This window comes from Pseudomonas sp. HMWF021 (genome assembly GCF_003061005.1).
Classification (GTDB): Bacteria; Pseudomonadota; Gammaproteobacteria; order Pseudomonadales; family Pseudomonadaceae; genus Aquipseudomonas.
Window position 1 is genome coordinate 24,484 of record NZ_QAIK01000059.1, and the last position, 13,126, is coordinate 37,609.

The 13,126-nt window shown below is 60.2% G+C and carries 10 protein-coding genes and 2 pseudogenes; 2 read left to right on the forward strand and 10 right to left on the reverse strand.

Going from position 1 to position 13,126, the window contains the following annotated elements:
• Positions 1-19 precede the first annotated feature (19 nt).
• Positions 20-418, reverse strand: a complete 399-nt coding sequence (locus DBR18_RS07745) for a DUF4440 domain-containing protein (protein ID WP_108589903.1) — start codon at positions 416-418, stop codon at positions 20-22.
• Positions 415-665, reverse strand: a pseudogene (locus DBR18_RS30250) (MFS transporter); the annotation flags it as partial. The gene DBR18_RS07745 and the pseudogene DBR18_RS30250, both read right to left, overlap by 4 nt.
• Here DBR18_RS30250 and DBR18_RS07755 point away from each other — a divergent pair.
• Positions 663-788 (forward strand): annotated as a pseudogene (locus tag DBR18_RS07755) (LysR family transcriptional regulator); the annotation flags it as partial. The pseudogenes DBR18_RS30250 and DBR18_RS07755 sit on opposite strands and share 3 nt — an antisense overlap.
• Positions 789-921: 133 nt before the next feature.
• Here the strand turns inward: DBR18_RS07755 and DBR18_RS07760 are convergent.
• A complete protein-coding gene (locus DBR18_RS07760) occupies positions 922-1,746 on the reverse strand; it encodes an SDR family oxidoreductase (protein WP_108589904.1) in 825 nt (274 codons plus the stop codon).
• Between the two features lie 35 nt (positions 1,747-1,781).
• Positions 1,782-2,246 carry a multidrug transporter gene (locus tag DBR18_RS07765; protein ID WP_108589905.1) on the reverse strand — a complete coding sequence of 155 codons (465 nt, stop codon included), beginning with the start codon at positions 2,244-2,246 and terminating at the stop codon, positions 1,782-1,784.
• 169 nt (positions 2,247-2,415) lie between these two features.
• On the opposite strand from DBR18_RS07765, the gene DBR18_RS07770 reads away from it, so the two are divergent.
• The gene (locus DBR18_RS07770) at positions 2,416-5,169 is read left to right on the forward strand and encodes an RHS repeat domain-containing protein (protein ID WP_108589906.1); all 2,754 of its coding nucleotides are present in this window, start codon (positions 2,416-2,418) and stop codon (positions 5,167-5,169) included.
• Between the two features lie 75 nt (positions 5,170-5,244).
• On the opposite strand, the gene DBR18_RS07775 is transcribed toward DBR18_RS07770, so the two are convergent.
• The 6 genes from DBR18_RS07775 to DBR18_RS07805 all read right to left on the reverse strand — a co-directional run bounded on the left by DBR18_RS07775 (position 5,245) and on the right by DBR18_RS07805 (position 13,120).
• Positions 5,245-6,696, reverse strand: a complete 1,452-nt coding sequence (locus tag DBR18_RS07775; RefSeq protein WP_007969551.1) for a mannose-1-phosphate guanylyltransferase/mannose-6-phosphate isomerase — start codon at positions 6,694-6,696, stop codon at positions 5,245-5,247.
• A gap of 217 nt (positions 6,697-6,913) precedes the next feature.
• Positions 6,914-7,570, reverse strand: a complete 657-nt coding sequence (locus DBR18_RS07780) for an alginate O-acetyltransferase AlgF (RefSeq protein ID WP_108589907.1) — start codon at positions 7,568-7,570, stop codon at positions 6,914-6,916.
• Between the two features lie 15 nt (positions 7,571-7,585).
• Entirely contained in the window at positions 7,586-8,758 is a 1,173-nt protein-coding gene (locus tag DBR18_RS07785; RefSeq protein WP_108589908.1) for an alginate O-acetyltransferase, read from the reverse strand.
• 10 nt (positions 8,759-8,768) lie between these two features.
• Positions 8,769-10,334, reverse strand: a complete 1,566-nt coding sequence (locus DBR18_RS07790) for an MBOAT family protein (protein WP_108589909.1) — start codon at positions 10,332-10,334, stop codon at positions 8,769-8,771.
• A gap of 192 nt (positions 10,335-10,526) precedes the next feature.
• Positions 10,527-11,651 (reverse strand): mannuronate-specific alginate lyase, encoded by a 1,125-nt coding sequence (locus DBR18_RS07800; protein WP_108589910.1) that lies wholly within the window; start codon positions 11,649-11,651, stop codon positions 10,527-10,529.
• Positions 11,652-11,659: 8 nt separating this feature from the next.
• The gene (locus tag DBR18_RS07805) at positions 11,660-13,120 is read right to left on the reverse strand and encodes an alginate O-acetyltransferase (protein ID WP_108589911.1); all 1,461 of its coding nucleotides are present in this window, start codon (positions 13,118-13,120) and stop codon (positions 11,660-11,662) included.
• Positions 13,121-13,126: the final 6 nt, after the last annotated feature.

Sequence of the window (13,126 nt, forward strand, 5' to 3'; positions counted from 1 at the left end):
TCGCCACAATGGGATTCCATCAACCTTGGCAAAACGTCTCCTGCAAATGCCGCCACAGCACCCGCCCGGCCCCGGTCTTTTCAAACACCACCGTCGAGCGGCGATCGGTGTGCAACCCGCTCGCATCGCTCTGCCGCTCGCGATAACTCAGCGTCGCGCCATGCGCATGCAGCGCAATCCCGCGCAGCTCACTGAGCTCGATCCGGAACCCGGGCTTGTTCCCGCCCGCCGCTTGAAACAGCGCACGCAAGGCTTCGATATCCAGCGCCCGACCCAGCGGCGTGACCATGGAAAAATCCGCCGCGAACCGGCTCAGCAAGCGCGCAAGTTCCGCCGAATCCTGTTCCACGGCAAACCAGCGTTCGATGACCAGGTGGGCCTGGAGCACTTCATCAAAATATTCGTTGTAGTCAGTCATGTGGATTTTTCCTGGAGGGAAGGTGAGCTCAAAAGGGCGAGCACTCTGGAGGCGTCGAAACGCAGCACAGCGACCATCGGCAACAGCGTCAGCAGCGCGGCGGCGAGAAAGCAGTAGCGGAAACCGTTGCCGCCCAGGACAACATCAGCGCACCGGTCTGCGCTGCGCCGAAGCCGAGGTCGTGCAGATACAGCACGGCAATCATGTTGGTGCCGGTAAAAACGCCGGGAACAAACAGATAGATCAGCTGGTGCGGTTGCTCGCCGATTGCCGCTTTGCTCAGCAGGGTGTTTACGCGCTGTATCCGGATACCCGGCACCTGCCGCTGAAGGTGCGGGCGTTTATCGATTTCATGAAGGGTTGGGGCTGAGGATCTCGAGTGATTGTTCCGGCCTCTTCGCGGGCAAGCCACGCTCCCACAGATTTTGTGTCGTTCTGGATATTTATGTACGCCGCAAAACCCTGTGGGAGCGTGGCTTGCCTGCGATAGGAGCACCTCGGTCTCAGAGCTTTGCGCGCAAGCCGAACCGCTTCATCAACGCCGTCTCCAGCAACCCCTTGGGCAACAACGTCGCCAGCAACGGCAACGCGCGGCTGCCATTACCAATGCGGATCAATCTTGGCGGCGTGCCCTGCTGCACAGCCTTGAGCAACTCGGCCGCAAACTCACTGGCCGGCGTCGGCTTGTCCTGCGAAGCCTTGGCCCGCGCGCGAATCCCCTCACGCAACGGAAACCACGGCGACTGCTCGTTGATCAACTGCTCCGCTTCATGCCCGGCATTCTTGGCGAAGCTCGACTGGATCGCCCCCGGCTGGACCTCCATCACCCGAATGCCGAACGGCGCCAGTTCCATGCGCAACGCATCGCTCAAGGCATGCACCGCGGCTTTCGACGCGCAGTAGGCGCCAGCGAACGGCGTCACCAAAACCCCCGACACACTGCCGATATTCACCACCAGCCCCTTGGCCCGGCGCAGCACCGGAAACAGTGCGCGGGTAACCCCGACAATCGAGAACACGTTGGTTTCGAACTGGCGCTGCATGGCCGGTACGCCGCCGTCGAGCAGCGGGCCCATGGCGCCATATCCGGCGTTGTTGATCAGCACGTCGAGGCCGCCGTGTTGCTGGTTGATGCGCTCAGCGAGTTGGCCCAGTGCCACGCTGTCATTGACGTCCAACGCAATAGCGGTGAACCCCGCAGCGGCGAGGGTCGCCACGTCTTCAGCCTTGCGCGCACTGGCCCAGACTTCGTAACCGGCGGCTTTGAACGCATCGGCGAGGGCGCGGCCAATGCCGCTGGAGCAACCGGTAATCAACGCAACGGGCATGGCGCATTCCTTGTGCAAAAAAGTTGGGAAGGGGATCAGTCGGAGAAGCTGCCTTGCAAACGCTCGGCGCGGAATTCCAGGGTTTGCGGGCGATAACCCGGACGCAGCGGTGGCATTGGCAGGCAGTCCTCCCAGTCGCCGCCGGCCTGCAATTCACCGGGGCCGCGATAGCGTGGCGCGGTGTATTGGTTGTCGGCCAGATTCACCGTGTCGCCCGGCGCATAGGCTGCGATGCGCCAGCGCAGTTCGGTCAGCGGCACGTCGTTGCCGTTTTTCATTTTCAGTTGCAACGGGCGATCCGCCGGGCACTGGTCAGGCGCATAGGCAATGCGCATCTCCAGACGCGCCAGTTGCTTGAGTTCGCGGTTGTCCAGCCACACCACCCAGACCGCGACCAATCCCAAACCAATGGCAGCCGCGACGGATACCGGCACAGCCTTGGCCGGATAGCGCAGCAACAGGATCAGCCAGGTGATGACCAGCAAAACGCCGATGAACATGTTTGAACGCTCCTTGAACTCATGAACACCATCCTACCGAAGGGTTGCGGGAATGGACATTGGCGAATCAAACGACCCTGCCGTTGGTCGGCACTGTAATTTCTGACAGTAGGCACAATTGCCGTCCCCTGTTCAGATGACCGGAGCACGTAGAGAGTGGTCAGGAATCATGGGGATGCATAGCAAAACACCGACACTGCAGGCGATAGATCCTCGTGGGTTGATGATTCGTACGATCGATTACTGGCGTGCCGATGAAAGTTTGTCAGCCGAAGCTCGCGTTAACGGTACCGTCCGTGATCCCGCCGGGCGCGCGGTAAAACAATGGGATCCGCGATTGTGGGCACTGCAAGCGATCGACCCGTTGGCTCCACCGAGCCTGAGCACCGTGTATTCATTGAGCCAGAACGTACTGCGCTCGGAGAGTTGTGATGCCGGTTTACAGATCGAGCTGCATGGCCTGGGGGGCGAAGTGGTGTTCGGCTGGGACGGTCGAGGTACGCGGCGTGAAGCTGAATACGATGAGTTGCTGCGTGCTGTTGCAGTGTATGAAACGGGCACAGGTCTACGTAGACGCTGTGTCGAACGGTTGACCTATGGGCGTGCGGCCGAGGGTGGGCAGGCACGCAATCAGGCCGGCCAACTGATTCGTCACGACGATCCGGCTGGAAGCGTGTTCTTCGACCAGTTCGCGATTACCGGACAATGCATCGAGAATACCCGTCATTTTACCCGCGACCCTGTCAGCCCTGACTGGCCGCTACCGGTGCAGGATCGCCAACACCTGCTGGAGCCAGGCGAAGGTGCCATCAGTCAGTGGCGCTTCTCGGCATTGGGGCAAATGCTTGAGCAAGTCGATGCACGGGGCAATCGCCAGAGATTTGAAATGACTTTTGATGGTCATTTGCGTGAGGCGCATTTGCAGCTGAAGCAGCAAACCGTTGCACGTCCACTGGTGTTCGACATTCGCTACAACGCTGACGGGCAGATCGAGCATGAGCTCGCGGCCAATGGGGTGCGCACCACGCTGGTGTACAGACCTGAGGATGGTCGCCTGATGACGCGCAGTGCCGTCAGCGCCAATGAGGAAAAGTTGCAGCAACTTGGTTACACCTATGACCCGATGGGCAATGTGCTGAGCATCGAAGACCAGGCCCTGCCTATCCGCTACTTTGCCAACCAGCGTATCGAGCCAGTGAGCCATTTCATTTACGACAGTCTGTATCAACTGAGCGACGCCAGAGGATGGGAGGCGGGCGCTGCGAATAAAGGCCCCGATTCGGCTGGCCGCGTTGACTCTTCAGCGTTGGCCAACTACCGACAAACCTATCACTACGACGCCAGCGGCAATTTGCTTGAGTTGACGCATGTCGGTGCGCAACGCCACGGACGCCAACTCAAGACAGCCCTCTACAGTAATCGTAGCCTGCCCTGGCACAACGGCGTGCCTCCCACTGAAGAGCAAATTGAAGCGGCCTTCGATGCTCGGGGCAATTTGCTTGAGCTGGGTCGCTCTGTAAGGTGGGATCTACGCAACCAGTTGCAGTCGGTCAGCTCGGTGGAGCGCGCGAGTGGGCTCAACGATCAGGAAATTTATATGTACGACGCGGACGGTCAACGTATGCGCAAGATTCGTGCATTGCGCACCAACGGACGCACGACCCTCACCGAGGTGCGCTATCTGCCGGGCCTGGAGTTGCGTACTGACAGCGCAGGCAAGACACTGCAGGTCATCTCGGTACAGACCGGGCTCAACAGCGTCCAGGTTGTGCATTGGGATGGATCGCCCCCGGGCGACAATGACAGCTATCGGTACAACCTTTGCGATCACCTTGGGTCGACCAGTCTGGAGCTGGGCGAAGACGCCCGGATCATCAGTCAGGAAAACTATTATCCATTCGGCGAAACGGCGTGGAGCCGGGAGTCCGAAGTCAGTTACCGGACGGTTCGATATTCGGGTAAGGAGCGGGATGCGACGGGCCTGTATTACTTCGGCTATCGGTATTACATGCCGTGGCTGCAGCGTTGGCTGAACCCGGATCCTGCCGGGGCTGTCGATGGGCATAACCGCTATCGGGCGATGCGCAACTGCCCTTTGGTCTATCGTGACCGTGACGGACGCCAACCGAGTAAAAAACCTGTGGATCGGGTGTATCACGATCTGGCCGAGCAGAATCTGGTCCATCCTCTGCAAGCTGCGGGTATGCAGCCTGTTCGACGTTACTTTGAAAATGATCCGAACCCGGATGTTCAGGCTTATCGCCACGAAATACCCAAGGCGCTGGCGCAACTCGGTGCCCAAAGCAGTTCGCCGCTCAATACCCACCAGGCTCACGTGATTGCGGCCGCCCGGACCAATACCGCGTCACCTTCGGGGGCCGTGCTGTACCACTCCGGTGAGCTGATTTCATCAGCCATGAGTCGGGTGGTGGGGGAGGAAGCCACCAGTCGGGTCATGGGGCCGATGTCCGTTGCGTTCAACAGCCCGGTCGAAGATCCAAATGTGCTCGCTGCTCGGCGTGGGGCTGTGTCCAACGGTATGAAACTGGGTGGCCAATTACTGATGCACGTGTCGAATCCTGCTTTAAAACTGGTCGGGGCGGCGAGTCTAACCTTGGGCAACGTCATGGAGATTTCTGAAGCTCAGACGCGCGCGCAATACAAGTTGTTGAGTGCTCCGGCTAACCTGCCACCTCTGGCTTCGCCGAACAAACCGAAAGCTTCCTTGCATTCACTCGGTCAGGCGTTCTCTGTGCAACAGCGCCCGCTAATTAGCGAGCAAGCGCCAGAACCGAGCCTTTTTGCACAACAATTGCTGGATGCTGCTTTCCCACCGGGTTTGTTGGCGATGCAACCCACTGATGACCTGCAACGCGAGGATCGATTGCTGATGCGGCCTCGTCGTGGTTCGCACCACGGCTGAAAAAAAGCCCCCGCCCAACCCACTGCGGATAGGGGACGCAGCGGGCTGGACGGGGGCTTCTTGTCTTGCTGAACGTTATTGCGCGATGGTTTTCACCGACACGCCGCGTTCAATCGGGGTGGAGCGACCGTAGATGTCTTCGAAGCGTTCGATGTCGTCTTCACCCAGGTACGAACCGGACTGCACTTCGATGATTTCCAGCGGGATCTTGCCCGGGTTGCGCAGGCGGTGCACCGAGGCGATCGGTATGTAGGTCGACTGGTTTTCGCAGAGCAGGAACACGTTTTCATCGCAGGTCACCTCGGCAGTGCCGCTGACCACGATCCAGTGCTCGGCGCGGTGGTGGTGCATCTGCAGCGACAGGCACGCGCCCGGTTTGACCGAGATGTGCTTGACCTGGAAACGCCCGCCCATGTCCACCGAGTCATACGAGCCCCACGGACGGTAGACCTCGCAGTGGTTCTGGGTTTCGCTGCGGCCCTGCTCGTTGAGCGTGTTGACCATCTGCTTGACGCCCTGAACCTTGTCTTTGTGGGCGATCATCATGGCGTCCTTGGTTTCCACCACGACGATGTTTTCCAGGCCGATCACCGACACCAGTTTGCCGTTGCCGTGGATCATGCAGTTCTTGCTGTCCTGGATCACCACGTCGCCCTTGCTGACGTTGCCGTTGGCGTCTTTCTCGTTGACTTCCCACAGCGACGACCAGCAACCGACATCGCTCCAGCCGGCGGTCAGTGGCACCACGCAGGCGCGCTGGGTTTTTTCCATGACGGAGTAGTCGATGGAATTGTCCGGGCAGCAGGCGAAGGTGGCTTCGTCAAAGGTGATGGTGTCGGCGTCCTGCTGGCTGCGTTCGAGGGTCAGCAGGCAGGTGTCGTAGATGTCCGGATCGTGCTTTTTCAGTTCTTCGAGGAAGCGACTGGCGCGGAACAGGAACATGCCGCTGTTCCAGTAGTAGCCGCCGGATTCGACGTACTCGGTGGCGCGTTTGACGTCAGGTTTTTCGACGAAGTGCGAGACGCGGCTGACGCCTTCAGGCAGTAGCGAATCGCCAGTGGATTTGATGTAGCCGTAACCGGTTTCCGGTTTGGTCGCCGGCACGCCGAACAGCACCATCTCGCCGTTTTCGGCGGCGACAGTCGCCAGGGCGAGGGCGCGTTGCAGGGCTTTCTGGTCTTCCAGCACGTGGTCCGCCGGCAGCACCAGCATCAGTTCGTCACGCCCTTCGTTGACCAGCATCATCGCGGTCAGCGCCACCGCTGGTGCGGTGTTGCGGCCGAACGGTTCCATGAGGATGCGCTGGCATTCGAGGTTACGGTTGGCCAGCTGTTCGTTGACGATAAAGCGGTGATCCTTGTTGCAGACCACGATCGGCGTGTCCATGCCTTCGAACACCAGACGCTCCAGGGTTTGCTGGAACAGCGTGTGCTCACCGGTCAGGGCCAGGAATTGTTTAGGGAATTGCTTGCGCGAAAGCGGCCAAAGACGTGAACCGCTACCACCTGACAAGATCACCGGAATCATGTTGTTTACTCCATAAAAATCGATTGGTTAGAGGCACGAACGTTGTGTCGTTTCACTCTTGTTTTTGTCTCGTACCGAGAGGCCGCCGCGATTTCCTGTAGGAGCTGCCGAAGGGCTGCGATCTTTTGGCGTCTTTAATGACGCCGAAGATCAAAAGATCGCAGCCTCGTTTCACTCGACAGCTCCTACAGGGATCAGCGTCTCTGCGGGAAATGTGTTAGCGAGTCGATACCGGGCGTTTCACCCAGACTGGCGACAGGTTGCTGCCGTTGCCGGTGACGTACAGCACGGCTGCCTCACCACGCTCCAGCGCGACCGGTTTTACGTCGCCGACTTTCTTGTCGCCTTCGTACAGCGCCAGGCTGACTTTCACCGGGTTGATCTCACGTTCGCCACGGCCCTTGGCGGCCACGTTCGGCACCACGTCGGTCTTGCCGTCGGCAGTCTTCAGGGTCAGCGGCTTGTCGCTGAGGTTCTGCACGCGCACCAGGGATTTCTGCTTGTTCTTGAACGGCGGCTCTTCGATCAGTTGCGGCGCGCCGGATGCGTTGTTGACCAGGGTGTAGTAGTGGTCGCCGGCGAGTTTGACCGGCAGGGTCTGGCTGCCGATTTTGGCGCTGTAATCACCGCCCGGCATGAAGCTGAAGTCGCTGCTGGCCAGTGGCGCAACATCGCTCAGGTTAGTGCTGCCGACGGTGGCGCTGACTTCGGCGTTGCTGGCGTTGTAGACCCGCACGAAAGTCGAGCCTTTCGGTGCGGTCGGGCCGTACAGCGCGGCGTCACCACCGGCGAACGCCTGGACCGACAGCACGCTCAGACCAGCAACCAGTGCGAAGCGTTTTGCGAGACGACGAGGAGTAGTAGTGAAAGTCATGGTGTTACCTCTCTTTCAGTTTTGCGCCCGATCGGGCGTCTCGGATTTAGTGTTGATGGCTACGTTTTGTTGGCGAGCACCGGCTTGTTTGAGCTCTGCGACCCACTGCGGGTCGGCGTCGCCGATTTCGTTGTTCACAGGCAGATATCGTTCAGGAAACTCCCAGATCAGCACCTGTGGCGGGCTGTTCTTGAAGTCATCGCTTTTCAGGTAGCTGAGCATCGGCAGGATCGGGCCGTGGCCGTCCTCGGCGTAGTTCACGACGTCGCTGTGCAGCGCCTGTTTCAGCGCACCGACGAAGTTCCAGTTGGGGTTGGCGCTGTAGCTGGTGCCGATCAGTGCGACCGGTACTTCGCTGCTGGCGAACAGCGCGTCGTCACCGGCAGGTTGCTCGGCGGCCACGGTGTTGCGCTTTTGCAGCGGCTCTTGCGCCGGCATCAGGTTTTCGAACAGCGGATCCAGCGGCAGAAACAGACGCAAGTCGCCCTTGTGCGTGACCTTCTCCGCCGGCGTGGTGACGAAGCGCTGCGGCTCGCCACTGAGCGGGAACTTGTCGGCGATGGTTTTCGCCAGGGTGTTGGCCGCGATTTCGGCGCCTTCCGGGGTCCAGTGGGTGTCGGTGCGCAGGAACACTTGCTGACCGTTCTGCTTGGCTTTTTGCAGCGGGCCGAGCAGGTCCGGGGCGAGGATCTTGTCCGCCGCGACACGGGCGTGGAAATCCTGATAGAGGTTGGCGTGGATGCTCGCCGGTTTCACTTCACCCAGGTGTTCCGGGTACAGGCGTACCTTGGCCGGAACGATCGCCATTACCAGTTTCACGCCTTTCTCTTTCAGGGTCTGGCGCACGCCTTCAACCAGCGCGTAGTTGCCTTGCAGGTTCAGCTCTTCGTTGACGATCGGGTTGAATTCTTCGTCGCTGTACAGCCACTGATCGCGACCGAGCACCACACCCGGACGACCTTCGTTGAACAGTTTGAAATCCAGCGCGGCCCAGAGGTTGGTGCCCAGACGCTTGATCGGAAACTGATCGTCGTAGTGGGTTTCCACGGCTTTGGTCCAGCGACCGTTGAGCACCGTCGCATCGGCGTTGGTGCTGAAGCCGAAGAAGCTGCGCACCGACCACAGACCGAGCACCAGCAGGGTCAGCAGAAACAGCGCGATGTAGAAGATGCGTAATGAGCGGGTCATGTCAGATCCCTCAGAACTGGAAGTAAAGGAACGGCGAGAAGCTTTGCGCCGAGAGTTTGAGAATCGAGGCGATGAACAGCAGCAGGATCAGCCCGCGCATCACGTAGCGTGACCAGTCCGCCGTCCAGTAGGCCGGTTGCACCTGGGCTTCGACGCCGACGGTGTAGCCAGGCTCGTGGATGCTCGCCGGGTTTTCGCCGGGGGCTGCCTTGATCATGCCGGGGGTCGCAGCGGCAGGGCCGTCGGTTTCGACGTTGACCACTGGCTTGGTTTTGACCGGAGGCTGATTGGTGTACAGATCACGCAGACCAAAGAACGCCAGCGTTGCGTACGCCACCACCAGAGTTGCCACTTGCAGACCGGTGAGGCTGGCGCGGTTGAGTTCCGACAGCGACCAGTCGCCGAAGCTGAACATCGCGCCGTACATGCGCCCGGCGACGTGCAGGTTTTCGGCACGGAAGATCACCCAGCCCATCACCACCAGCAGGAAGGTCAGCGCCCAGCGGATCGGGTTGAGGCTGCGCGGCGAGGTGTTGATGCCGAGCATTTTTTCGATCGCCAGCCACATGCCGTGCCAGGCGCCCCAGACGATGTAAGTGATGTTCGCGCCGTGCCACAGACCACCCAGCAGCATGGTCAGGAACAGGTTGCGATAGGTCATCAGCGTGCCTTTGCGGTTACCGCCGAGGGTGATGTACAGGTAGTCACGCAGCCAGGTCGACAGGCTGATGTGCCAGCGGCGCCAGAACTCGGTGATCGACTGGCTGATGTACGGCTGCTTGAAGTTTTCCATGAAGCGGAAACCCATCATCAGGCCCAGACCGATGGCCATGTCGCTGTAACCGGAGAAGTCGAAATACAGCTGCGCGGTGTACGCCAGCGCGCCGAGCCAGGCATCCCCGGTGGTCGGGTTTTGCAGGGCGAAGCAGTGGTCGGCCACCACCGCGAGGGTGTCGGCGATGAAGACCTTCTTGATGAAACCCTGCATGAACCGCGTGCAACCTTCGGAGAACTTGTCGAGGGTGTGGGTGCGGTTGTTGAACTGATCGGCGAGGTCGCGAAAGCGCAGGACCGGGCCGGCAATCAGGTGCGGGAAGATCGCCACGAACGCCGCGAAGTCGATCAGGTTACGCGTGGCCGGGGTGTCGCCGCGATACACGTCGATGATGTAGCTGATCGATTCGAAGATGTAGAACGAGATGCCGATCGGCAGCAGCACGTGGGTCAGGATGAACGGTTCCAGACCGAACGAGGTCATGATCGCGTTGATGCTGTCCACGCCGAAGTTGGCGTACTTGAAGTAGCCGAGGATGCACAGGTCGACCGCGACACCGAGCAGCAGCCAGCGCTGTGCCGGTTTGGTGCGCACGCCGGCGGCACCGACTTTCAGGCCGATCCAGTAGTTCCACAGGGTGACGCCGGCGAACAGCGCCAGGAAGTCCACCCGCCACCACGCGTAGAACACGTAGCTGGCGATCAGCAGCAACAGGTTGCGATAGCGTTGCCCGCTCAGGTAGTACAAGCCGAGAAAGATCGGCAAGAACAGAAACAGGAACACGTTGGATGAAAATACCATCCCGATCTCTCCATGTTTGAACCAACAGTCAAGGGCCAAAGCCCCCCCAAACCCCCCACGCCAAACCGGAGGGCCAACTCAAATCTCGCTGCCCCCCTGTAGGAGCTGCCGAAGGCTGCGATCTTTTGATCTTGATCCTTGAAAGCCAGATCAAAAGATCGCAGCGTGCCGCAGCTCCTACAGGGGTTGGCCTTATAAACCCTTGTTGCCCTTCTCGTGGGACGGGTCGTAGACCTTGGTCAGGTCGCCACCCAGACGGAAGGTCTTGAACGGTTGCATGCCGTGCTTCTTCTCGATCACATCCGCCGGGCAGGTGTAGAGGGTGCAGAACGGTTCGAGCCAGGCGAATTTCATGTCCTCTTTCAGATCGGTCATGTCCTGCTCTTTGCCGTTCTTCTTCTCGAACTGATCCGGGTCTTTCACCCCGGCCAGCACTCGGTCACCGAGACGCTTGAGCGCGCTGTTGTTTTCCTGACGCAGATCGACACCGTTGACCTGGGCGAAACTGGCGATCATCGCCAGCGGCGGAAGGGCGTAGTTGTGATAGGCGAGGGCGCGTTGCTGGCGCTTGAGTTCGTTGGGCAGGAAACCGTCGGCGTCGATTTGATTGACTCCGACCTTGTATTCCTTCACCGCCCAGTCGAACAGGTCGCGGCGGTTGGTGGCGACGGCGGTAGCCATCACCGACCATGCCGCCCAGTACGAGTGGTTGTTGGTTTTTTCCAGCGGCAGGTTGTCCCAGTCGCTGACTACCTGATCGGCCATCTTGCTGAACCACGCCTCGATCTGCTGCGCCTCTTGCTGATGCGCGGCCAGCGGATGCGAGTCGGAGAATTTCAGGCGAATGTACGACGAGGCCATGCTGCCCAGCGCCCATTTGCGCATCGACTTGCCGGTGTGGTTGAAATCCTTGGACATCAACGCATCGGCCTTGGCCCACGCGGTCAGCCAGTTGAGCGTGCAGTCGAGCTGCTCCGGGCGACCGTCGCGCATGAACTGCATCACCCGTTTGGCGGTGCCGCGCTCCAGCGTGGTGATGTCCTTGGTGGTGTCGCGGAAGGCTTTTTCCGACTGCACGTTCAGGGTCGCGCGGGCCTTGTCCGAGCCTTCGTATTTGCTGCGAAATTGCAGCGGCCCGGTGTACGGCGCCGGCATCGCGTCGCAGCCTTCGCTCTTGTCACCGGTCTTGAATTTATCCACCGGCGCAAAGTAGCCCTGTGGCGGACGCAGTGGCGCGGCGGCCTGAGTGGCCCCGGCGAACATCGCCAGGCTCAGCAGGGATGGCGCAAGCAAGTGTTTGATCGTTCGATTTCGCATAGCAGACCTCATTGCCCGACCTGAGCGGTTTGTGGCCCAGCGCCCGGGAATACGTTGCGTTTGCAGATTTTCGCTTCAACTTTTTGTGGCGCGGTGCCCGCTTCCGGGCCCTGGACTTCGACTGCCAGCAGTTTTTGCGAGGCCCAGTCTTCGTCCGTGCGCAACTCAAAGGCGAAACGACCGTCGGTGTCGGAGGTTTCCGGTTTCTCGATCTTGATGTCCTCGTGGCGACCGTTCATGTACCAGAGGGTGGCTTGCAGGGTTTTCACCGAGGTGTCGGCGAAGCGGATGTCGACCTGATGGCTGCTGTTCTGCAGGTTCAGGTTCTTGCTGTTGACCAGCAGTTCCTGTTTGCCGCCAGGCTTGAGCGTGGTGCTGGCGGACATTTGCGTGTCTTTGCCTTCGCAGCCGTTGTCGAGCAGCGACATCATCTGGCGGTAGATGGTCTCCTGATCGAGGCGGTACAGCGGCGAGAATTCCCAGATCAGAATCTTCGGCGGAGTCTTCTGGAATTCATCGCTACCGAGGTACTGCAGCATCGAACCTTCCAGACCACCGCCGGGGAAGGCGACGTTGAGAATGTCGGCGCCAATGGCTTCTTCGAGGAAGCCGGCGAAGTTGTAGTTCTTGCCGCTGTGCGAGGTGCCCACGAGGGTGATCTGCGGGTTGCCGGAGTCACCGAACAGGTCGCCGTCACCGGCTTCGCCTTTGGGCTCGGTGGTGAACTGGTCCATGTACTGGATCGCGTAACTGGTGCCGCACAGCTGCCCGGCCATGTTGTGCAGGGTGCCGGTCTTGCCCATGCGCCCGGTACGCTTGGTCTCGAATTCACGCTTGGGAATGTCGGCGAAGGCCGGAATCTGCTTGACCTTCTCGGCAACGATTTTCGCCGTGCGCTGCGCGCCGTACGGGGTCCAGTGCTGGTCGCCGCGGAAGTAAAAATCGTGGGCGGGCAGGGTGTCCGGCAGCGATTCGTTGGTCAGCGGTGACAGGTCCGGCACCACGTAACCCATCTGCGCGAAACGCCCGAGCATGGTCTTGTAGTTGCCCAGCGCTTTCTCGTAATCGAACGCGGCTTTTTCCTGCGGGTTGAGCTTGTTGCGGTTCACCAGGCCACGGGTCGGCTGGTAGACAATCACCAGTTCGACGCCTTTGGCCTTGAACGCATCGTGCAGTTGCTGCAGGCGTTTATAGCCGGCCGGGGTGGTGTTGAACTCGGTGCGCAGATCTTCCTGGGTACGGAACAGCCAGTCGCCCTGCGCCTGCACCAGGGTGGTGAAGTTCTGCTGATAACGCGTGGTGTAGTTCTTCGCGTCATGGGCGGCCGGGCACAGGTTGCAGCACGGTTCGGCGCTGAATTTTGGCGGCGTGGCGCCCGCCGCTTCATCGGCGCGAGCGCTTTGGCTGGCCGCCAGAATGCCCACGGTCAGGGCCGACAGGCTGAGTAATCTGATCAAGTGTGGGTGCATAAAATT